General features: G+C 38.1%; 23 protein-coding genes and 2 other annotated features (1 of these 25 only partly in view). Of the genes, 15 read left to right on the plus strand and 8 right to left on the minus strand.

The window, feature by feature from the left end; genetic code table 11:
• Positions 1-175 (plus strand) — a binding site (T-box leader) (it extends 64 nt beyond the left edge of the window).
• A 33-nt stretch (positions 176-208) separates the two neighbouring features.
• Positions 209-446: a binding site (T-box leader), on the plus strand.
• 178 nt (positions 447-624) lie between these two features.
• The 7 genes from trpE to trpA are packed head-to-tail and all read left to right on the plus strand — an operon-like array spanning position 625 to position 7056.
• Positions 625-2019, plus strand: coding sequence for an anthranilate synthase component I (gene trpE / locus ACQKMR_RS03690; RefSeq protein ID WP_427696063.1), 1395 nt, complete (start codon positions 625-627; stop codon positions 2017-2019).
• Entirely contained in the window at positions 2016-2621 is a 606-nt protein-coding gene (locus ACQKMR_RS03695; RefSeq protein WP_427696064.1) for an anthranilate synthase component II, read from the plus strand. The genes trpE and ACQKMR_RS03695 overlap by 4 nt, the downstream gene beginning before the upstream one ends.
• 28 nt (positions 2622-2649) lie before the next feature.
• Positions 2650-3672, plus strand: coding sequence for an anthranilate phosphoribosyltransferase (trpD, locus tag ACQKMR_RS03700; protein ID WP_427696065.1), 1023 nt, complete (start codon positions 2650-2652; stop codon positions 3670-3672).
• Positions 3673-4449, plus strand: a complete 777-nt coding sequence (gene trpC, locus ACQKMR_RS03705; RefSeq protein WP_427696066.1) for an indole-3-glycerol phosphate synthase TrpC — start codon at positions 3673-3675, stop codon at positions 4447-4449.
• 10 nt (positions 4450-4459) lie between these two features.
• Positions 4460-5074 carry a phosphoribosylanthranilate isomerase gene (locus ACQKMR_RS03710; RefSeq protein ID WP_427696067.1) on the plus strand — a complete coding sequence of 205 codons (615 nt, stop codon included), beginning with the start codon at positions 4460-4462 and terminating at the stop codon, positions 5072-5074.
• 4 nt (positions 5075-5078) lie between these two features.
• The gene (gene trpB / locus ACQKMR_RS03715; protein ID WP_427696068.1) at positions 5079-6284 is read left to right on the plus strand and encodes a tryptophan synthase subunit beta; all 1206 of its coding nucleotides are present in this window, start codon (positions 5079-5081) and stop codon (positions 6282-6284) included.
• Positions 6277-7056, plus strand: coding sequence for a tryptophan synthase subunit alpha (gene trpA, locus ACQKMR_RS03720; RefSeq protein ID WP_427696069.1), 780 nt, complete (start codon positions 6277-6279; stop codon positions 7054-7056). Before trpB ends, trpA begins: the two co-directional genes overlap by 8 nt.
• Before the next feature lie 100 nt (positions 7057-7156).
• On the opposite strand, the gene ACQKMR_RS03725 is transcribed toward trpA, so the two are convergent.
• A complete protein-coding gene (locus ACQKMR_RS03725) occupies positions 7157-7777 on the minus strand; it encodes a DUF1054 domain-containing protein (protein ID WP_427696070.1) in 621 nt (206 codons plus the stop codon).
• A gap of 204 nt (positions 7778-7981) precedes the next feature.
• Between ACQKMR_RS03725 and ACQKMR_RS03730 the strand changes: the two genes are divergently transcribed.
• Positions 7982-8179, plus strand: coding sequence for a hypothetical protein (locus ACQKMR_RS03730; protein ID WP_034314018.1), 198 nt, complete (start codon positions 7982-7984; stop codon positions 8177-8179).
• Between the two features lie 423 nt (positions 8180-8602).
• Complete coding sequence (locus tag ACQKMR_RS03735; protein WP_427696071.1) at positions 8603-9406, plus strand: inositol monophosphatase family protein; 804 nt, start codon at positions 8603-8605, stop codon at positions 9404-9406.
• Positions 9407-9550: 144 nt separating this feature from the next.
• Here the strand turns inward: ACQKMR_RS03735 and ACQKMR_RS03740 are convergent, their stop codons facing one another.
• On the minus strand, positions 9551-9733 hold the full coding sequence (locus ACQKMR_RS03740; protein ID WP_053345191.1) for a YlaF family protein: 183 nt from the start codon (positions 9731-9733) through the stop codon (positions 9551-9553).
• 124 nt (positions 9734-9857) lie between these two features.
• Between ACQKMR_RS03740 and typA the strand changes: the two genes are divergently transcribed.
• Genes typA through ACQKMR_RS03755 form a run of 3 tightly spaced genes read left to right on the plus strand, consistent with a single transcriptional unit; the run spans position 9858 to position 12325 of the window.
• Positions 9858-11705 (plus strand): translational GTPase TypA, encoded by a 1848-nt coding sequence (gene typA, locus ACQKMR_RS03745; protein ID WP_427696072.1) that lies wholly within the window; start codon positions 9858-9860, stop codon positions 11703-11705.
• 22 nt (positions 11706-11727) lie between these two features.
• Positions 11728-12036 carry a YlaH-like family protein gene (locus tag ACQKMR_RS03750; protein WP_053345193.1) on the plus strand — a complete coding sequence of 103 codons (309 nt, stop codon included), beginning with the start codon at positions 11728-11730 and terminating at the stop codon, positions 12034-12036.
• Positions 12037-12040: 4 nt separating this feature from the next.
• Positions 12041-12325, plus strand: coding sequence for a hypothetical protein (locus ACQKMR_RS03755; protein WP_427696092.1), 285 nt, complete (start codon positions 12041-12043; stop codon positions 12323-12325).
• A gap of 37 nt (positions 12326-12362) precedes the next feature.
• Here ACQKMR_RS03755 and ACQKMR_RS03760 read toward each other — a convergent pair whose 3' ends face one another.
• From ACQKMR_RS03760 to ACQKMR_RS03775, 4 genes are all read right to left on the minus strand, one after another.
• Complete coding sequence (locus ACQKMR_RS03760; protein ID WP_427696073.1) at positions 12363-12758, minus strand: hypothetical protein; 396 nt, start codon at positions 12756-12758, stop codon at positions 12363-12365.
• Positions 12759-12777: 19 nt separating this feature from the next.
• Positions 12778-12978 carry a YlaI family protein gene (locus tag ACQKMR_RS03765; RefSeq protein WP_072272690.1) on the minus strand — a complete coding sequence of 67 codons (201 nt, stop codon included), beginning with the start codon at positions 12976-12978 and terminating at the stop codon, positions 12778-12780.
• Positions 12979-13139: 161 nt separating this feature from the next.
• Positions 13140-13742 carry a YhcN/YlaJ family sporulation lipoprotein gene (locus tag ACQKMR_RS03770; protein ID WP_427696074.1) on the minus strand — a complete coding sequence of 201 codons (603 nt, stop codon included), beginning with the start codon at positions 13740-13742 and terminating at the stop codon, positions 13140-13142.
• Between the two features lie 37 nt (positions 13743-13779).
• Entirely contained in the window at positions 13780-13968 is a 189-nt protein-coding gene (locus ACQKMR_RS03775) for a hypothetical protein (protein WP_427696075.1), read from the minus strand.
• 42 nt (positions 13969-14010) lie between these two features.
• Between ACQKMR_RS03775 and ACQKMR_RS03780 the strand changes: the two genes are divergently transcribed.
• Entirely contained in the window at positions 14011-15342 is a 1332-nt protein-coding gene (locus ACQKMR_RS03780) for a PhoH family protein (RefSeq protein ID WP_427696076.1), read from the plus strand.
• A 76-nt stretch (positions 15343-15418) separates the two neighbouring features.
• Here the strand turns inward: ACQKMR_RS03780 and ACQKMR_RS03785 are convergent, their stop codons facing one another.
• Positions 15419-15922 (minus strand): peptidyl-prolyl cis-trans isomerase, encoded by a 504-nt coding sequence (locus ACQKMR_RS03785; protein WP_427696077.1) that lies wholly within the window; start codon positions 15920-15922, stop codon positions 15419-15421.
• 248 nt (positions 15923-16170) lie between these two features.
• On the opposite strand from ACQKMR_RS03785, the gene ACQKMR_RS03790 reads away from it, so the two are divergent.
• Positions 16171-16452: a YlaN family protein gene (locus ACQKMR_RS03790; RefSeq protein ID WP_427696078.1), complete on the plus strand. Its 282-nt coding sequence runs from the start codon at positions 16171-16173 to the stop codon at positions 16450-16452.
• 699 nt (positions 16453-17151) lie between these two features.
• Positions 17152-20589 (plus strand): pyruvate carboxylase, encoded by a 3438-nt coding sequence (gene pyc, locus ACQKMR_RS03795; protein WP_427696079.1) that lies wholly within the window; start codon positions 17152-17154, stop codon positions 20587-20589.
• A gap of 258 nt (positions 20590-20847) precedes the next feature.
• Here pyc and ACQKMR_RS03800 read toward each other — a convergent pair.
• Positions 20848-21117: transposase (locus tag ACQKMR_RS03800; RefSeq protein ID WP_427696080.1), on the minus strand; the 270-nt coding region annotated here is incomplete at its 5' end.

Consider the following 21117-nt stretch of genomic DNA (forward strand, 5'->3'; position numbering starts at 1 on the left):
ACTGGTGAACAAATTTAAGTGAATGGACTTCCGAGCCCCAAACCGAAACGGATTGACGGAGTAGGCCTTGGCGATTATCTCATCGTTAATGGAGATAGGCATATTATATTTAAAATGCCGTAAAGTGAGCTTATTAAGCTAATTAAGGTGGTACCACGGGTTCCTCGTCCTTTGGATGAGGGCCCTTTTTGCGTTTTTTAAATGGATAATTAAATCTATGATTAAGAGTAGTAATCTTATTAGAGTCGTCACAGAGAGCCGGAACAGGTGAAAACCGGTACGATATAATAAGATGAATGGACTTATGAGTGGTTTCTTGAAATAAGTAGGGAAACTCGGCTTCCACCGTTAAAGGGTTTGGTAAGAAATTTCTAATTTCTTACTTGAGAGGGAAAAATAATAAATTTTTCCAACTTGAGGTGGCACCGCGGTATACCGTCCTCTGCAGACACATTTGTGTTTGCAGGGGACTTTTTTTATTTTTTATGTATTTACATTTTTCGGGAATGCGAACTGGAGAAAGCTTTTAGTGGAAAAATATAAATACAACTCCGAATATGTTGACTAAAGGTATAGCAATCGGAAGCTTTCTTTATTGGATTGAAAATTAGGAGGTAATTTTAGATGAATCATTTGGATGAAAAAAAGATACTCCGTTTCAAAATGGAAACAATTGAAGGGGATATTCATACACCGATTGCCATTTTTCAAAAATTGGGCGATGAAAAGAAGTTTTTATTGGAAAGTTCGAATTCACATCATGATAATGGTCGCTACTCCTATCTAGGATCGAATCCATATTTGGAGGTGACGTCATTAGGTAATCAAGTATATGTGAAGGATACTAATACAGGTGACAAGTTCGTAAAGAACATGAATATCATTGAATTTCTGAAAAATGAATTGTTGGTAGAAATTGAAGATTCCCCAGTTCATCTTCCGCCATTTAATGGTGGGGCAATCGGGTATATGGGCTATGATATCATTCGTCTTTATGAAAACATCGGTCCAGTGCCACCTGATTCTCTTCAAATGCCGGATGCCCATTTTCTTTTCTTTAAGGAACTGTATATATTTGATCATGTTCTTCAAAAGATTCATCTTTTGACTGCGGAAGAGGATAGCGAAAAAAGCCTAATGGAAATGAAGGCGAAAATCAATCGGCCTAATAAACCGTCAAAGGGAATATCGTCAGAATCTTTAGAATTTAATTCTAATTTTAGCCAGGATGAATTCGAGAAAATGGTACTTGAAGTAAAAGAAGCGATTGTAGCAGGTGAAGTTTTTCAAGTCGTATTGTCACAAAGGTTTCAGGCCGACTTTGATGGAGAGCCTTTCGATGCGTACCGCCGTCTTCGCTTAGCAAACCCATCTCCCTATATGTTTTATATCGAATTTGGTGACTATACTATTATAGGTTCCTCTCCTGAAAGTTTGATCAGTGTTTCAACAGGAATGGTTCATGTTAACCCCATTGCTGGTACTCGCCCAAGAGGGAAGACGGATGAAGAAGATAAAGGCATGGAAAAAAGCCTGCTGATGGATGAAAAAGAACTCGCTGAACATAGAATGCTTGTTGATCTCGGAAGAAATGATCTTGGGAGGGTTTGTGAAATAGGCTCAATTTGCCTTACCGAGGAAATGGAAATTCAAAGATATCAACATGTCATGCATATTGCCTCAAAAATTAGCGGAGAACTTAAGGAAGGATTCACAAGTTTAGATGCATTAACGGTATGCCTTCCTGCAGGTACTGTGTCAGGCGCCCCTAAAATTAGGGCAATGGAGTTGATTAACGAACTTGAAAATTGTAAACGAGGGATCTATTCAGGGGCGATAGGATTTATTGGTTTTGGTGGAGATCTGGATATGGCTCTTGCAATCCGAACGATGATCATAAAAGATGGCAATGCGTATGTACAGGCCGGAGCAGGTATTGTATATGATTCAGATCCAAAAACAGAATATGAGGAAACACAAAATAAAGCACGAGCGCTAATGGAGGTTAACACCAAATGATTTTATTAATTGATAACTATGACTCGTTTACTTATAACCTTTATCAATATTTAGGGGAAGTAGAAAAAGAAATCATCGTGAAAAGAAATGACGAAATCACCATTGCTGAAATTGAGGAAATGAATCCGAAGGCAATCGTTATTTCACCAGGGCCAGGCCGTCCAGAAGATGCTGGAATTAGCATGGAAATCATCCGTTCTTTTTATAGGAAGCTTCCACTTTTAGGTATTTGCCTTGGTCATCAGGCTATTGGAGCAACCTTTGGGGCAAATGTGATTGGGGCCAAATATATCATGCACGGCAAAACATCGGTTATCGAACATGACGGAACAGGGGTATTTGTCAATCAGAATCCACAATTTCCAGTGATGCGTTACCATTCCTTAGTAGTTGAAAGGGAAAGCTTACCTAATGAATTAACTGTGACGGCGAGCGCAGTGGATGATGGAGAAATCATGGCTTTAAAACATCAAGATTATCCGCTTTACGGTTTGCAATTCCACCCTGAATCTATTGGAACGAAAATCGGTAAGGAACTATTACATGAATTTTATAAGATTGCCGAGACATATCAATTAGAGAAGAAAGAATCCATTTTATAATCACAAAAAACAATTGGGGGAGTTAGTAGTGAAGGAGTATTTAGAAAAGTTAGCAGAGCGTCAAACATTGACGGAAGATGAGATGAGTATAGCAGCCCAAGCGTTATTTTCTACAGATATTACGGAAAGCGAGATGGCGGCTTTCATTATTGCTCTAAAAACAAAAGGTGAAACGGCAGGTGAAATTGCAAGCCTTGTCCGAGTCATGAGAAAAGAAGCAAGAAGTGTGAAAACAAACTGCCTTAATGTGATGGATAATTGCGGAACTGGTGGAGATGGCTCACAAAGCTTCAATATTAGTACCGCTTCAGCCTTTGTGCTGGCTGGTGCAGGTGTTAGGGTTGCCAAACATGGAAACCGTAGCATTTCAAGTAAAACAGGAAGTGCAGATGTTTTGGAAGAGCTCGGGGTTAATTTGTTCTTAGAACCAGAAATGATGAAAGAACTGTTAGAGGAAAATGGAATCACTTTCTTATTTGCCCCTTCTGTTCACCCTAATATTGCCCGAATCATGAAAGTGAGAAAAGAATTGAAAATCCCGACAATATTTAATCTGATAGGACCATTAACGAATCCCGTACAGCTCGATACACAATTATTAGGTATTAACCGCCGTGATATGCTCGAGTTATTTGCAGAAGTACTTCATAAATTAGGCAGAACACGTGCGGTTGTCATCAATGGTGCAGGTTTTATGGATGAAGCCAGCCTACAGGGAGAAAATTCACTCGTGCTTCTGGAGCAAGGGGATATTATCCCTTTTACACTCCATCCTGAGGAAGTGGACTTACCGATTTACGGAAATGAGGCAATCCGTGGCGGTGATGCAAAAGAAAATGCTGATATTATGCTCCGTCTCTTAAAAGGAGAAAAAGGTGCATATCGTGACACCGTGTTATTGAATGCAGGGTTGGGTTTATACGCCCATGGAACGGCAGCAACGATCAAAAAAGGAATTACCTTGGCGGAAGAAAGTCTGGACAGCGGATCGGCTCTTAAAAAATTAGAAAATCTAATTGCCTATGGCAACAGAAATAAGGTGGTAATGTAAATGGATAATATTTTAACGAAAATTATTGAACAGAAAAAAGTAGAAGTAGCACAGTTAAAAGAAACGGGTTTAGATGATGGGGAAATGATTAATATAGTCAGACCTTCTCTTGTAGAAAAATTGAAAACGGCGAAATCAATTGCTGTTATCGCGGAAATTAAACGCGCATCCCCATCAAAAGGAGACATTAAAATGAATGTCGATCCAATCGAGCAGGCTCTTTCTTACGAAAAAGGCGGAGCCGCAGCCATATCGGTATTGACAGATGAGGTTTTCTTTAAAGGGTCAATTGCCGATTTAAAAAATGTGAGCCAGGCTATACAAATTCCAAGGTTATGTAAAGATTTCATCATTGATGAAATCCAAATCGACCGTGCCTATCAAGCTGGTGCGACTATCATTCTATTAATTGTGGCAGCTCTTTCAAAAGAACGCCTTTATGATTTATATCAATATGCAAAACATAAAGGGCTTGATGTATTAACAGAAGTACATGATGAAGCCGAGTTAAAACAGGCACTTGAGCTTAATGCAGAGCTTATAGGTATAAACAATCGGAATTTAAAAACATTCGAAGTGGATTTGGCGGTAACAGAAAGACTTGCGAAGCTCCTTGATCCAAAACGTCACATTATTATCAGTGAAAGTGGAATCAAGACAAAAGAAGATGTACAGCGTGTGAAGGAAGCAGGGGCGAGGGGCATTTTAGTCGGGGAAACATTAATGATTTCACCCAACCTTCCAAATACGATGGCAGATCTGCAAATGAGTTTTTAAGGAGATTAATATGTTTGTGAAAATTTGTGGGATAAAGACATTAGCCGCTGCTCAGACAGCTGTTACATTCGGTGCAGACTTTATTGGGTTCATTTTTGCGGAAAGTAGCCGGAAAGTTCAACCCGAAATGGTATGTGAAATAGCTAGGAATCTCCCTGCTCACGTAAAAAAGGTCGGAGTGTTTGCTAATCAAACCGAACAAGAAGTGATAGGAAATGCTGAAATTGCCGGATTGGATTATATTCAGCTGCATGGTAACGAGTCTACTAGCTTTGCTGAGAGAATGCCTCTTCCGGTTATTAAGGCCTTTGCCATCCAGTCAGAGAAAGATCTTGAAAGCCTTCATGATTATCCGGCTGATTTTCTACTAGTAGATCTTCCTAAAGGCACTTCTGGTAAGGGAATGACTTTGGATTGGGATATGCTTCGAAAAGCGGGCTTACCAATGGAGAAAATTTTTCTAGCAGGAGGATTGACTTCAGAAAATGTAGAAAAAGCGATTACTGCCGTGTCACCTTTCGCAGTTGACGTAGCGAGTGGTGTCGAAACAAATGGATTAAAGGATGCTGCGAAGATAAGAGCTTTTATTACTAATGCAAAAAATACAGCCGGAAAAGAGGAATAAATAGATGAGAACTTATACACAACCCGACCAAACTGGTCATTTTGGAGCATATGGAGGCCGTTTCGTTCCGGAAACCTTAATGGCGGCAATCACAGAGCTTGAAGAGGTATATGATCAATCAAAAAAAGATCCAGAATTCCAAAAGCAACTGAATTACTACCTCACTCAATATATTGGTCGTGAGACACCCCTTTATTTTGCGGGAAATTTAACGAAACTTGCTGGTGGTGCCGATATTTATCTGAAGCGTGAGGACCTGAACCATACCGGTGCCCATAAAATCAATAATACGATTGGTCAGGCTTTGTTGACACAGAAAATGGGCAAGAAAAAAGTCATTGCTGAAACGGGTGCAGGCCAGCATGGAGTGGCAACGGCGACAGTTTGTGCTTTGCTGAAGTTAGAGTGCATCATTTTTATGGGAGAGGAAGATATCAGGAGACAGAAATTAAATGTTTTCCGGATGGAACTTCTGGGTGCCAAGGTCATATCTGTATCACAAGGAAGCGGGACACTAAAAGATGCAGTCAATGAGGCGTTACGGTACTGGGTAGCTAATGTGGAAGACACTCATTATATTATGGGGTCAGTCCTTGGGCCGCATCCATTCCCTGTAATTGTACGGGATTTTCAAAGCGTGATTGGCCAGGAAACGAAGCGTCAGTATTCCGAGGTAGAACATGCCCTTCCTGATGCAATAGTCGCTTGCATTGGCGGTGGCAGCAATGCAATGGGTATGTTTTATCCATTCATTGAGGATGAAACGGTTAAGTTATATGGAGTAGAAGCAGCAGGTCATGGTCTTGATACACCGTTACATGCTTCAAGCTTGACAAAAGGAAAGCCTGGGGTGCTTCATGGGGCATTCATGTATGTATTGCAAAACGAAGACGGCCAGATTCAGGAGGCACATTCGATTTCAGCAGGGTTAGATTATCCGGGGGTTGGACCGGAACACAGTTATCTAAAAGATACAAATCGGGTGACATATACTTCAGTTACCGATCAAGAAGCCCTAGAAGCACTCGTATTGCTTTCAAAAGAAGAAGGAATCATACCTGCATTAGAAAGTTCACATGCCATCTCCTACGGTTTAAAACTTGCCAAAGAAATGGAGAAAGGGACAGGATTGGTGATTTGCTTATCTGGCCGTGGCGATAAGGATGTTGAAACGGTCCAATCTTTATTAGGGGGTAGCGAACATGAATAAATTAACAAAAGCTCTGCAGGAATGTGACTCTAGGCGAGAAAAAGCATTTATTCCTTACATTATGGCAGGAGATGGCGGTCTTGAACGGTTAAAGAGCCAACTTATTTTCCTTGAAAAAAGCGGGGCAACAGCTGTCGAATTAGGTATCCCATTCTCTGACCCTGTCGCTGATGGACCGGTTATCCAACAGGCAGGAATCCGTTCTTTGGAGAATGGTACAACTTTAAAAGATATCTTAAAAAAAGTGACGGAAATTAAAGGCGATGTAAACATTCCAATCATTTTAATGGGGTATGCAAATTCAATTATGGCATATGGCCTTACAGCATTCACAGAAGATTGTCTTCAAGCCGGAATCGCCGGATGTATCATCCCTGATTTGCCAATTGAAGAAGAAGCTATCTTTTCATCTATAAAAACTGCAGGGATTGTACTGATCCGTCTCGTGACACTCACGTCTTCTAGAGAACGGATTACTGAGATTACGGCAGGGGCAGAGGGTTTTATCTATGCTGTGACTGTAAAAGGAATTACGGGGACCCGTGATGCCTTTGGAGGAGAACTCGGAGGCTATTTAAAACAGGTAAAAGAACTAAGTCCTGTTCCGGTGCTTGCTGGGTTTGGCATCTCTACTCCAGATCATGTCCGCAATGCGATACAATCCTGCGATGGTGTCATCGTCGGCAGCAAGATAATCGAATGCTTTGAAGTAGGTAAAGAAAATCAGATTAGTGAATTAATACAAGCGAGTAAAGAATTGGTGCAAAAATAAGAAAAGGAGAGCCTTTGATGGCTCTCCTTTTCTTTATCTATATTAAAGTATGAATGCTTTATTCATCTGCTAATTCCAATTCAATAAGTAGAATAATTGTTTATTTTAATTTATATAAGGGTAAAAGATTTTCAAACGCATCATTAATGGTTTTAATGAAATCATCATCATTTAATTGAAGGGCTTCATCGCGAGATATTCTTATCCCGCAAAGGATTTCAGCTTTCTTTACCGTCTGTAAACGATTAAACATTGAATTCAAATCATCAACCGAAAGGCCATCATGAGGGATTACTTCAGGTTTTGTATGATCCATCGACCAAACATAATGAGAGGGAATATTTTTTATTAATTGTTTCGCATTTTTCTCTAGATGCCTCCCGATTTCAACTTTATTAGGAGCTTCATAAATGACTGCGAACCAAATGAACATATGCGTTTCCCACAAACCAATTTGGAAGTGTGGCATCATTTTATAACCTCGGCTGTTGGCAGCGAAGGCAACCCAAGTATCCTTAGGAGGGTTTACTTTCCTTCTAGCATGCTTAGCAACATGAGGGAACATCTCATCACCGGTCATCACAGATAATTGTTGTGAAAAGTACTCACCGAGTGCTTGTAGCTTAGGTTGGATCCGCTCTTTTAAAGCATCCATCCGCGGTTCCAATCCATCAATTTTAAAAACGTTAAAATCATCAGCTGAAAAACTTGCTATATTCATTATTATCATCTCTCCTACCGTAATATCTGCACATATTGTAGCATAAGTAAAAGTAATATTTAAAAAATAACGATTTAGTTCATTATCGAAAAATTCCTTTAAGTTAATAGAACAAATTAGTTGCTATTTGTTGTAGGAAGACATATGATAAAATAAAAATAAATTCAGAAAATTAAGTTAATTGACGAAGGGAGAATGTTAATTATGAAACAAGTCATGAACCAAGCATTAAAAGCTAAAGAAGTTGAAAGACATAGAGCTGCAGTGTTAAGAATGGAAATGGACTATGAATTAGCAACCCTTTTTGAAGCAATTGGTGAAGAGAATGATCAAAAGAGGTCACAATGCAAGCAAAGACTTGAGCGTATCCGTTTAGAATTGCTAAAACTTAAAGCCTTGTAAAAAGATAAAGCTGCAGAGATTGTGAAGGAGAATAAATGAAAGAAATGAATCAAATTCAATACAAGAAATTCTATTATAGATGTTGAACGGACACTTATTTTATTAAAAATAATGTGTCCGTTTTTCGTTAAATGAACAAGATAGTAGTAAACATTTTTAAAATGGACTAATTTCCTATTAATTAGGAAAAAAATATCAAAGGTATAGTAAATATGTACAGAAATTTTTTATGTATGTGAATAATTAGTTTATAAGTTCAAATGGAGGGAAGAATCGTAAATTAATGGAAAATAAACCTTATTAAAGGTTTAGAAAAATTGGTAAATTTAAGATGTTAAAAGCTTGAAGAAGTGTTATATATGCTTTAATCTTTAGTAGAGCATTTTAATGTAGTTTCTGATTACAAAGGACGGGGATATTATAATGGCATCGGTTAAGGAAATGGATACATATGCGAAATTATGGATGAAAGAAGCAGGGTCGAAGCTGAGAGCGTCCTTTGAAACCAAGCTGAATATTGAAATTAAAACGAATCCTAATGATTTGGTTACCAATATGGATAAGGCAATAGAAAAGTTTTTTTGCGAAAAAATTATCGAAACTTTTCCCGAACATCGTATATTTGGGGAAGAGGGAATGGGTAATGAGATAAAAGATTTAAAAGGAACGGTGTGGATTCTTGATCCAATTGATGGAACATTGAATTTTATTCATCAACAACGGAATTTTGCGATTTCTCTTGGGATTTATGAGGATGGTATTGGGAAAATTGGTATGGTTTATGATGTCGTAACTGATGAACTGTACCATGTAATTAAAGGGGAGGGGGCATATATGAACGATCAAAGACTCTCTCCTTTGAAAGAGGTATCGGTTAGCAAAGCCATACTTTCCATGAATGCAAGCTGGGTAACGGAAAATCGGCGGATTGATCCGAGTCTTCTAGCACCGCTTGTGCGGGATGCGCGTGGGACCCGTTCATATGGCTCAGCAGCTTTGGAGCTAGCATACGTGGCTGCAGGCAGGCTAGATGCTTATATTACTATGCGGCTTATGCCTTGGGACTTTGCCGGTGGAGTTTTACTTATTGAGGAAGTGGGCGGAGAAGTAAGCAATATAGCTGATGAAAAATTGGATTATTTAGAAGGAGATTCATTATTTGTCTCTAAGCCAGGATTGCACAAAGAGGTTTTTGAGAAATATTTAACAGGCAATACTAGCCTTTAATACCCCTGACCTAAGTCATTGATAATGTTCAAAAGGAATATAAAAACGGGTTTAGAAAGACCAAAGACATAGAAAAAGCGAGAATATAGTGCACTTGAAAAAATTAGCAAAAAAAAAACTCGCTGTTTACAGCGAGTTTTTATATTATAACTTTCCTGCTTCGCGTAATTTTTTCTTTTGAGTGAAGCCAAACCCCATAATCCCGCAAAGTACAACGATTGCAGCTAATATTCCAAGCAAGCTTTTTTCAGCAATAAAGATGCCTATAGAGCCAATACTTGATGCTGCTAGTATCGCTAATATTAAGAAATTCCATTTAATATTCATTAATATCACCCCTAATATATCTATTGTACATAATTTCTGTATTTGTTTCTACTATGTTTGTGATATAATATGTAAGTTAATACTAGTGATACGTTAAACACAAACTTTTTTAGGAGTGAATTTTTTGAAATTAAGAGAAAATATTCGTAATATAGCCATCATTGCCCACGTTGACCATGGTAAAACAACTTTAGTGGATCAGTTGCTTAAGCAATCTGGTACTTTTCGTGAAAATGAACATGTGGAAGAACGTGCGATGGATTCTAATGCTATTGAAAAAGAACGCGGAATTACGATTCTTGCGAAAAATACAGCAGTTCAATATCAAGATACAAGAATTAATATTTTGGATACACCTGGTCATGCCGACTTTGGTGGTGAAGTAGAACGAATCATGAAAATGGTTGATGGTGTTTTACTTGTTGTTGATGCATATGAAGGATGTATGCCTCAAACTCGTTTCGTGTTGAAAAAAGCGTTGGAACAAAAAATCACGCCAATCGTTGTCGTGAATAAAATTGATAAAGACTCTGCCCGTCCAAACGAAGTTGTGGACGAAGTAATTGATTTATTCATCGAACTTGGAGCTGAAGAAGAACAATTAGAATTCCCTGTTGTCTTTACTTCAGGTATTGCTGGTACAGCAAGCTTGGATTCAGATCCTACCAAACAAGAAAAAGACATGACCCCATTATTCGAAACAATCGTCGAAACGATCCCTGCACCAATTGATAACACTGATGAACCACTTCAATTCCAAGTGGCTTTACTTGATTACAATGATTATGTAGGACGTATTGGTGTTGGCCGTGTATTCCGTGGGAAAATGCATGTAGGTCAACAAGTTTCATTAATGAAACTTGATGGATCGGTTAAGCAATTCCGTGTAACGAAAATCTTTGGTTATATTGGCTTGAAAAAAGTTGAAATCCAAGAAGCTGTTGCCGGTGATTTAATTGCTGTTTCTGGTATGGAAGATATTAACGTTGGGGAAACAGTTTGTCCTATGGAACATCCTGATGCCCTTCCAATTCTACGTATCGATGAGCCAACATTACAAATGACTTTCCTTGTAAACAACAGCCCATTCGCAGGCCGTGAAGGTAAATTTGTAACAGCTCGTAAAATTGAAGAGCGTTTGAAAAGCCAATTGCAAACTGATGTTAGCTTAAGAGTTGAAAATACAGATTCTCCAGATGTCTGGATTGTTTCAGGTCGTGGAGAGCTTCACCTTTCTATCTTAATTGAAAACATGAGACGTGAAGGTTATGAACTGCAAGTTTCTAAACCTGAAGTTATCGTTCGTTTGATTGATGGAGTGCGTTGTGAGCCAGTTGAACGTGTTCAAATCGATGTTCCTGAAGAGCACACTGGTTCTATCATGGAATCCATGGGAGCACGTAAAGGTGAATTGTTAGATATGATTAATAGCGGAAGTGGTCAAGTTCGTTTACTATTCACGATCCCAGCTCGCGGACTTATTGGTTATTCTACTGAGTTCTTAACAATCACACGTGGTTATGGTATCATGAACCACTCATTTGACAGCTACCAACCAATGGCCCAAGGTCAAGTCGGTGGAAGACGTCAAGGTGTACTTGTTTCAATGGAATCTGGAAAAACTACACAATATGGTACGATGCAAGTAGAAGACCGTGGCGTCATTTTCATTGAGCCAGGTACTGATATTTATGAAGGTATGATTGTTGGTGAACATAACCGTGATAGCGATTTGACTGTTAATATCGTAAAAGCGAAACAAATGACAAATATGCGTTCAGCTAATAAAGACCAAACTTCTTCAATGAAGAAACCAAGAATCTTGTCTCTTGAAGAAGCTCTAGAGTATTTGAACGACGATGAGTACTGTGAAGTAACTCCGGAGTCAATCCGTCTTCGTAAAAAAATTCTTGATAAAAACGAACGTGAAAGAGCAGCTAAAAGAAAAAAAGTTGCTGTTGAAGAAAAATAAATAGCAAGAGGAGGAGAAAAGATTGGATATCCAAGAGCGATTATCATTTTTTGCAGCTTTGTACAGAGTGGATGAAAATCCTGAAGCAGGAATGTGGTATTTATATTTAACGATTTTTGGATTATGCATCCTTGTCTATCAGTTAGGTTTTGCCAAAAAGTTACCTTTGTTAAAAAATGTGATTATTTACGCGGTAATGGCACTTGGGTGTACCCTTCTTTCTTTCTTTGCGGTGTTTCTGCCAATGGGGGAAGCATTAGTCATCGCATCGCTTGTTCTTGGGATCTATAGAATTCGTCTTCATAATTCAAGAAAAGAAGAACAGGCATAAGATGATGAAATCATTACAAGATGCTTTATACAATTGGTTGACGATTAAAGTTGTCTGTGATGCAAGACCTGATGATTCAGCTGCGCGCGATACAGAAATGTTTTTCATGCAGATGCTGAAAAATGATCATCAAGTAATCATTGATTCCGTTTCAAAAATAGAACCTTTTTATTTCGTTGAGTTTCTAATAGGAGACGAAATGAAAAAGCAACGTTTTCCGATTGAATTGATTGATATTATGTTGGATCAAATACAACTTGAACCAGATAAGTATAAAAATATCGAGTGATGATAAAAAGAACCGTGCGAATTTCGCACGGTTCTTTTTATATTGCTTTTGTAAGGAATAGCGCGTAAATAAGGTGTAAGAGAGACCACAAAAAGAAAGCAGCCAGATCGAATGGATGGGCAACTTCCGTTTGTGAAAGCAATGATAATGGAAAATAAAGCAGGATCGCAGGAGTGATGATGAAAATAGCAAGTGTGTATGTTTTACCCTTGCGAAATATGCTCCAAGTATGAAGGATATATACATAACTAAAAGTAATTATAAGTGAGACAAGGAGATGGAAAAGGAACAACGTCGCCTCACTCCAGGGGATTGCCCCGATTACTGGAAGAAAATCTACATTTAATAAAAGGTGATACACTTGTTTTCCTGAATACATTTCTATCCACTTCATTAAGAAGCCAAGCATAATCCCGTTAATCAGGCCGATCAAACACACCTTTTTTAATGTTTTACCATTCATCTTCGTTTTTGATAGTGCGGTAAAGACGGAAATTCCCAGTGGCGATCCGTTCGTTTGTACGCTCTTCTATGCGTTGATTGCATGTATTGCACATATAGGTATGTATAGGACGGTTACGAAGTTTCTTTGCTTCTGGACTATCGTCTGGTATAGATTCAATTTGATCACATATTACACATTTAACCTTCATATTATTTGAACCTCACTTCAATTTCAATATGCTTTTAAGTATACCAATATTTTTATGGTAAAACGAGGATAAAGTGAAACTAACATGTGAGTCAATAATCATTATTAAGGTTTTGACTGTATAAAGACAAAAACCCGAAGGTCTCTTCGGGTTGGGGTTATTTACTCTTTATAGTGATTAGATTGATCATTTTGCTCCTTATCAAGCTGTTTTCTTTCTTTGTTATCATTAAGTTTATTCTTTTCGTTTTCAATGACTTTTGTGGGCGTTGGGGTTAAAATATCACCTGGAACCTCAGGGATGACTCGACTTGTGATGTCAGCAAGTTCATTTAGTATTCCTCTTACAGGTTTACCATTGTTAATATCCTTAGCCACCTCCCTAATTCGTTCATTAATATCAGGATCAGCGACGATGATAGCATTTGCTCCGTTTGGATCATTTTTAAAACTTTCACCAACCGAGTATTTAATCGTTCCTACCTGTGAACGTTCAATGTCTTGGTCAATATCGATTCCGACTATGGCATATTTACCAAGTACGACTGCAGTGGCATCATTCACCTCGGGAATAGATTTAGCCAGACCAGTGAGTCTTTTTGCTGTTTGTTGACCAGTTTTTCTGTCGGTTTCCTGAACAGAAGAGTTATTAACTTTTGTTAGATTATTTTTTGAGTTATCTTGTGACTCTTCATTATTGTTATTATTCATCGAGCAGCCTGTCATTAGCAGAAGAGTAGCTAGTGTTAAAATAAGTTTCCTCAAATGACCATCCTCCTTATAGGAAATTAGTTTCCGTTAATTACAGCCTGTCCACTCCAACTAAGTCTGATGCATAAATTGCTGTAAACCCTGCTGTGCTCCATGATAAGCAAAGCTCTCTTTGCAGGAAGTTTTCTTTATAGTCTGTAAATGTTCTTCTATCTTTATGCAAAGGAACATATATTTTATCAACAGTCTCGTCCGCTACATAACTGCTGAGTGTAGTCAATGGAAAGACATATCCGATAAAGAGTAGGCAGGAGGCGTCATATTGGGGAAAAAAATCTATGTTTTAGATACGAATGTCCTGTTGCAGGATCCGTATGCGATTTACTCATTCGAAGATAATGAAGTAGTCATTCCAGCAGTTGTTTTAGAAGAATTAGATTCGAAAAAAAGGTATATGGATGAAATTGGAAGAAATGCCAGGCAGGTATCAAAATTGATCGATAGCTTTCGTGAAAAAGGAAAGCTTCATCAAAGTATTCCGCTTCATAATGGAGGTAGCTTAAGAATTGAACTTAATCATCGTTCATTTCATAAACTTCAGGAAATTTTCGTAGAGAAAACAAATGATAACCGAATATTAGCAGTTGCAAAAAATTTATCTTTAGAGGAAGAAACAAAGGAAGATGGGAAGACGGTCATTCTTGTCAGTAAAGATACTCTAGTACGTGTAAAAGCGGATGCGATAGGGCTTGAGGCAGATGACTTTTTAAATGACCGTGTCGTTGAAATGGACCATATATATGGAGGGCATAAAGAAGTTTATTTGTCGATTGATAATCTGAATAAGTTTTATGAAAAAAGCTATCTAAAGCTTGAAGAACTGACAAAAGATTTATACTACCCAAATCAATTCTTGCTGATGAAGGATACATTGGGAAGTTCAGCCTCAGCGATTGGGATTGTAGATGAGAACTGCAGGTATGTTAAGAAATTAATGTATGAAGGAGAACATATTTGGGGAATAAAGCCGAGAAACGTTCAACAGACGATGGCCCTTGATTTGTTACTTCGTTCAGATATTCAGCTTGTGACACTTATTGGTAAGGCTGGGACAGGAAAAACGCTATTGGCATTGGCAACAGGATTAATGCAAACAGAAGATTTATCTCAATATAAGAAGCTTCTTGTAGCTAGGCCTATTGTTCCGGTCGGTAAAGATATTGGTTATTTACCCGGGGAAAAAGAGGAGAAGCTTAGACCCTGGATGCAACCTATTTTTGATAATCTGCAATATTTGTTCAATACGAAAAAACCAGGGGAATTAGACGCCATTCTAGCTGGAATGAGTTCGATTGAGGTAGAAGCATTAACCTATATCAGGGGCAGGAGTATTCCGGATCAGTTCATCATCATAGATGAAGCGCAGAATCTAACGAAACATGAGGTGAAGACCATTTTAACAAGAGTAGGGGAGCGAAGTAAAATTGTTTTGATGGGAGATCCGGAGCAAATCGATCATCCTTATTTAGATGAATATAATAATGGTTTGACCTACGTTGTAGAAAAATTCAAGACCGAGCGTATTGCCGGCCATGTTAAACTGATAAAAGGAGAAAGGTCCGGTTTAGCTCAGCTTGCTGCTACACTTTTATAAAAAAAACGGCAAGGGAAAGTTCCCTTGTCGTTTTAAATAATGTATTCAGGCTTTTATAACATTGGTGAATCTACTTTTATTTAACAGTGAAAGATCGTACATTTTTAATTGGGTTATTGATATTAGAGGCATCTCCAAAATAAATTTCCATAGGTCCGCCCTCAGTGACTTTAATTGGCTTTCCATCCTTGGAAAAGCCAAGGAAAAATTCAAGCGCTACTTCGAATGGAAATGTAAGTTCTTTTTCATCAGTTGTAACAATAACTTCTGTTACACCGATTTCAGGTTCGGCGTTTTTCAAAAAAGGTTCAAAAGGAATACCAAAAGTCCCCTCCATCAACCTTTGCTTCTCAAACTTTCGTTCCGTTTTTAATGTAGGAGGCATGGTAGCGCCCTCTTGAATTTCCTTTTGCCAATGTTTGGAGGCTTCAATTGTATACTCTTCTAATTCATTTACTTGAACTCTCTCAGCATGGAAGTATGTATCGATTTCAATTTTACGGTCGTCAAAAATCCACACTCCAGGATCTAGAGTAATTGGATATTTCACTTTTCCGTTAATAAACACGATGGGTTCCAAATATCTCATTCCTTTCTGTTGCTCACAATCTTATATAAGTATAATCAATTATATATGAAATGTCACATTATCTCGGTTAGTGATTATTATCTACTGCGGGGTTAGTGAATAAAGAGGCAGATTGTGTTAGTTCAGTGTTTGGATTATTCAATTTGTTTGCCAATGCTCTTGCTTTTTCACACAACAAAAGGTAGAATTTAATGATAAGATAAGTTAAGATATAATCGCTCTGAGCGGGGGGATTTAACATGGCATCTGATATGCTTGTCAATCATCGAGAAAAAGCTTATGCTTTATTAAAGGCAGATGCTGACAAGATTCTAAAACTTATAAAAGTTCAAATGGAGAATCTCACTATGCCTCAATGTCCTTTATATGAAGAGGTACTTGATACACAAATGTTCGGTCTATCACGAGAAATTGATTTCGCCGTACGTTTAGGCTTAGTAGAGGATACAGAGGGCAAGTCCCTTTTGGAAACTCTTGAGAAGCAATTGTCAGTTTTGCATGAAGCATCAATAAAAAAATAATATACAAAACATACTAACTCAAACAAATCTCGATGATTGTTTGAGTTTTTTATTATATACAATACTAGGTAATAGTGTTATACTATAAATTAATAATGTTATACTAATTAGTGCAATTAAAGCTTAAAAGTGAGCTTTTTTTTATGGTTATGGAATGCTAATAAAATAATTTCGGGAAAATCTGTCACACACTATTCAGGGATTCGAACTTTAGTTGATGAAATCTTTCGTAAATAGAAAAATGGAGTTGTAAACTTGTACAGATTTTCAGATAATTCTCAATAGTACTGAATTTATAGTTCTAGAACTATGGATTTTGAGGGGGCAAAAGACGGAAAATCCCTGTGCTTTTATACGAATATACACAATTTTTTATTTTTTTATTGTATTCAGTTTATTTTAGTATTATGGTTATATTAATTGTTGAGAAAAATACAAGAGTTAACATATTGCTAGTATTTTATAATAATTTCAATTGATTTTACTAATTGGCATTGTTCTATTCTGTATAGTATTTATTTTTCTGAAACGTATAAATTCATAACCGAAAAATATATCGAAATATAATTATATTGAGAAACAACCAATAGGACTGTCTCCTTTGTTGGAGGAATAAACGTGTGAATAAAAAGTTGTGAAATCTATCACGCTTTTTTTCTATATATTCAATAAAAATACATATTGATTAGGGTGGTAGCAATGGTGAAACGTATAGAAAAAGTACTTGCGGCAAATCGTGGAGAAATAGCGATACGGATTTTTCGGGCGTGTACGGAATTAGATATTAGTACAGTTGCAATCTATTCAAAAGAAGATTATGGATCCTACCATCGATATAAGGCGGATGAAGCATACCTAGTTGGGGAAGGCAAAAAGCCGATTGATGCATACCTGGATATTGAAGGTATTATTGCAATTGCTAAGATGAGCGGAGTCGATGCGATTCATCCTGGTTATGGTTTCCTTTCAGAAAACATTGATTTTGCTAAACGTTGTGAAGAAGAAGGCATTATCTTCATCGGACCAGAATCAAGACACCTAGATATGTTTGGTGACAAAGTAAAAGCAAGAACACAAGCAGAACTAGCTGATATTCCGGTCATCCCGGGTAGCGAAGGGCCTGTAACGAGTGTGGCAGAAGTGAAAGAATTTGGTGAACAATACGGTTTTCCAATTATTATAAAAGCGTCTCTAGGCGGCGGCGGGCGCGGAATGCGAATCGTTGAGAAAATTGAAGATGTTGAAGAGGCTTATGATCGCGCAAAATCTGAAGCCAAAGCAGCCTTTGGTAATGATGAAGTCTATGTAGAGAGATTTATTCAAAATCCAAAACATATTGAAGTTCAAATTTTGGCTGATACACACGGAAATATCGTGCATTTATACGAACGTGACTGTTCTGTTCAGAGACGTCATCAAAAAGTTGTAGAAGTGGCACCTTCTGTTTCGCTTTCTGAGGATTTACGAGAAAGAATTTGTGAGGCAGCAGTCAAATTGGCGAAAAATATTGACTATGTCAACGCGGGTACTGTCGAGTTCCTCGTTGCAAATGGTGAATTTTACTTTATTGAAGTCAATCCAAGGGTACAGGTTGAACATACCATTACTGAAATGATTACAGGTATCGATATTGTTCAATCACAAATCATGATAGCTGAAGGACATGAACTTCATGGCAAAAAGATTGGGATTCCTGAACAAGCTGGTATTAAAATACATGGTTTTGCTATTCAGTCACGGGTAACTACTGAGGATCCATTGAATAACTTTATGCCGGATACTGGAAAAATGATGGTGTATCGTTCAGGTGGAGGTTTTGGTGTACGTTTGGACGCTGGTAATGGGTTCCAAGGGGCTGTTATCACACCATATTATGATTCACTTCTCGTTAAACTTTCGACACATGCGCTTTCATTCGAACAGGCTGCATCAAAGATGGTGCGTAACCTAAAGGAATTCAGGATTCGTGGAATTAAAACGAATATTCCGTTCCTTGAAAATGTTGTAAAACATGAGAATTTCATTAATGGTGAATACGATACTTCCTTTATTGATTCAACACCTGAACTATTTACCTTCCCAGTTAGAAAAGACCGTGGGACAAAAATGCTTTCATATATCGGTAATGTGACCGTAAATGGTTTCCCGGGAGTGGAAAAAAAGAAAAAACCTGTTTTCGATTCAGCACCAATTCCGAATGTTGGCGGACTGCCGCTTATCTTGGGTACGAAGAATATTCTGGAACAACAAGGTGCAGAGGGACTGGTTAATTGGATTAAAGATCAGAAAGAGGTATTGATTACTGATACGACTTTCCGTGATGCACATCAATCTTTATTGGCAACGAGAATTAGGTCGAAAGATATTCTTGATATCGCTGAGCCTACTGCGAAACTTCTTCCGAATTTGTTTTCTATGGAAATGTGGGGCGGGGCAACTTTCGATGTAGCTTATCGGTTCTTGAAAGAAGATCCATGGAACCGTCTATTAAGCTTTAGGAAAAAAGCACCGAATGTGCTTTTACAAATGCTTTTAAGGGCTTCAAATGCAGTGGGTTATAAAAATTACCCAGACAATGTCATTCGCGAATTCGTTGAGAAATCAGCAGATGCAGGAATTGATGTTTTCCGGATCTTCGACAGTTTAAACTGGGTAAAAGGTATGGAAGTGGCAATAGATGCAGTCCGTCAATCGGGTAAAATTGCTGAAGCGGCCATTTGTTACACGGGGGATTTAAATGATCCGTCACGTAGCAAATATAATATCGAGTACTATAAAAATATGGCGATGGAGCTAGAACATGCCGGTGCTCATATTTTAGCTATCAAGGATATGGCAGGACTTTTGAAACCGGAAGCTGCTTACCGTCTGGTATCAGAATTGAAAGAAACAACTTCCCTTCCAATCCATCTGCATTCTCATGATACGAGCGGAAATGGAATTTACGTGTATTCAAAAGCGATTGAAGCAGGCGTGGATATTGTTGATACGGCGATTGGATCTCTAGCAGGATTGACTTCACAACCAAGTGTACAAACGCTTCATTATGCATTAGAAGGCTCAAGTAGACAGCCTAAATTGGAAGTTGATTCACTAGAGCGGTTAGGCGAATACTGGGGAGAAGTCAGGAAATTTTATCATGACTTCGAAAGTGGTATGAATGCCCCTCATACTGAAGTATATAAACATGAAATGCCTGGTGGTCAATACAGTAATCTGCAGCAGCAGGCTAAAGCAGTAGGGCTAGGAGAACGCTGGAATGAAGTTAAAGAAATGTATCAGCGCGTTAATGTAATGTTCGGAGATATCGTTAAAGTAACGCCGTCTTCTAAAGTTGTAGGAGACATGGCCTTATTTATGGTGCAAAATAACCTATCTGAAGAAGATGTCCTTACAAAAGGCCAAACCATTGACTTCCCTGATTCCGTAATAGAGTTATTCGAAGGCTATTTGGGACAACCAGTTGGGGGATTCCCAAAAGAGCTTCAGGATGTTATCCTGAAAGGCAAAAAACCTATAACTGTAAGACCGGGTGAATTGTTGGACGACGTAGATTTTGGCGCTTTAAAAGAAGAATTGTTCAAGGAGCTGGGACGTGCTGTCACAGATTTCGATGTACTTGCATATGCCCTATATCCAAAAGTATTCTTGGACTACAATAAAACTATTGATTTGTTCGGCGATGTTTCAAACCTTGATACGGCCACTTTCTTATATGGCATGAGATTAGGGGAAGAAATCGAAGTTGAAATTGAAAAGGGTAAAACGCTTATCGTTAAATTAGTATCAATCGGTCAACCATTGGCTGATGGAACACGTGTTGTGTATTTTGAATTGAATGGTCAATCACGTGAAGTAATTATTAAGGATGAAAACATTAAATCTTCCGTTGTAGCTAAATTGCAAGCGGACTTAAAAAATAAAGAGCATATCGGTGCGACAATGCCTGGTACGGTAATTCGTGTTGTCGTTGAAAAAGGGGATCAAGTTAAGCAGGGCGATCACCTAATAATTACGGAAGCAATGAAAATGGAAACAACCGTGCAGGCGCCATTCTCCGGGACTATTAAAGACATCTATGTTAAAGATGGTGAAGCGATTAGTACTGGTGATTTATTGATTGAAATAACTAAGTAATATCATTGACTAAGGACATTGCTATCGAAGTTGGGCATATTAGTACCCTTGAGGTTTCAAGCTGTTGTATGCCCTCCTTTTTGCTAAGTGGGTTACATCGATTTTTCTTTCTTATACAAAAAAGCCATCATTCAGAGGAATGATGGCTTCAGTTTGTAGACAAAATGAGTTCGGAATGTTTTAATTCCGGACCCCTTTTGAAATTCCCTTTGAATTTTGCTCAAGATTAAGAGATTGGGCCTCTATGAGCCCACTATATTAAGCCATTCTTGGACCTTGCCATGTCCAATTGGCCATCCTCTTTAAATTCATGGCAGCGAAAGTAAGCATCGCCTTCATCGACATTTTTTTAAGTCCCCTTAAAGTGGTCCAACGCATACCATGCCTTTCTTTTGCATCTGCGAATACGCGCACTATTGTTTCTTTACGTTTAGCATATATAGGTTTTACATCCTTGTGATGACGCAGATGATCTGCTTCTTCCATATAATTTTGCCAGATATGGCGTGTCACCACTTTTTGATGGTC

Origin of the sequence: Peribacillus sp. NPDC096540, assembly GCF_050278525.1 — a bacterium.
Classification (GTDB): Bacteria; Bacillota; Bacilli; order Bacillales; family DSM-1321; genus Peribacillus.

What these genes read in the sequence shown, in the direction of transcription:
- trpE (WP_427696063.1), top strand. Translation starts at nt 625, where the DNA reads ATGAATCATTTGGATGAAAAAAAGATACTCCGTTTCAAAATGGAAACA.
- ACQKMR_RS03695 (WP_427696064.1), top strand. Translation starts at nt 2,016, where the DNA reads ATGATTTTATTAATTGATAACTATGACTCGTTTACTTATAACCTTTAT.
- trpC (WP_427696066.1), top strand. Translation starts at nt 3,673, where the DNA reads ATGGATAATATTTTAACGAAAATTATTGAACAGAAAAAAGTAGAAGTA.
- ACQKMR_RS03710 (WP_427696067.1), top strand. Translation starts at nt 4,460, where the DNA reads ATGTTTGTGAAAATTTGTGGGATAAAGACATTAGCCGCTGCTCAGACA.
- trpB (WP_427696068.1), top strand. Translation starts at nt 5,079, where the DNA reads ATGAGAACTTATACACAACCCGACCAAACTGGTCATTTTGGAGCATAT.
- trpA (WP_427696069.1), top strand. Translation starts at nt 6,277, where the DNA reads ATGAATAAATTAACAAAAGCTCTGCAGGAATGTGACTCTAGGCGAGAA.
- ACQKMR_RS03725 (WP_427696070.1), bottom strand. Translation starts at nt 7,777, where the DNA reads ATGAATATAGCAAGTTTTTCAGCTGATGATTTTAACGTTTTTAAAATT.
- ACQKMR_RS03730 (WP_034314018.1), top strand. Translation starts at nt 7,982, where the DNA reads ATGAAACAAGTCATGAACCAAGCATTAAAAGCTAAAGAAGTTGAAAGA.
- ACQKMR_RS03735 (WP_427696071.1), top strand. Translation starts at nt 8,603, where the DNA reads ATGGCATCGGTTAAGGAAATGGATACATATGCGAAATTATGGATGAAA.
- ACQKMR_RS03740 (WP_053345191.1), bottom strand. Translation starts at nt 9,733, where the DNA reads ATGAATATTAAATGGAATTTCTTAATATTAGCGATACTAGCAGCATCA.
- ACQKMR_RS03755 (WP_427696092.1), top strand. Translation starts at nt 12,041, where the DNA reads ATGAAATCATTACAAGATGCTTTATACAATTGGTTGACGATTAAAGTT.
- ACQKMR_RS03765 (WP_072272690.1), bottom strand. Translation starts at nt 12,978, where the DNA reads ATGAAGGTTAAATGTGTAATATGTGATCAAATTGAATCTATACCAGAC.
- ACQKMR_RS03790 (WP_427696078.1), top strand. Translation starts at nt 16,171, where the DNA reads ATGGCATCTGATATGCTTGTCAATCATCGAGAAAAAGCTTATGCTTTA.
- pyc (WP_427696079.1), top strand. Translation starts at nt 17,152, where the DNA reads ATGGTGAAACGTATAGAAAAAGTACTTGCGGCAAATCGTGGAGAAATA.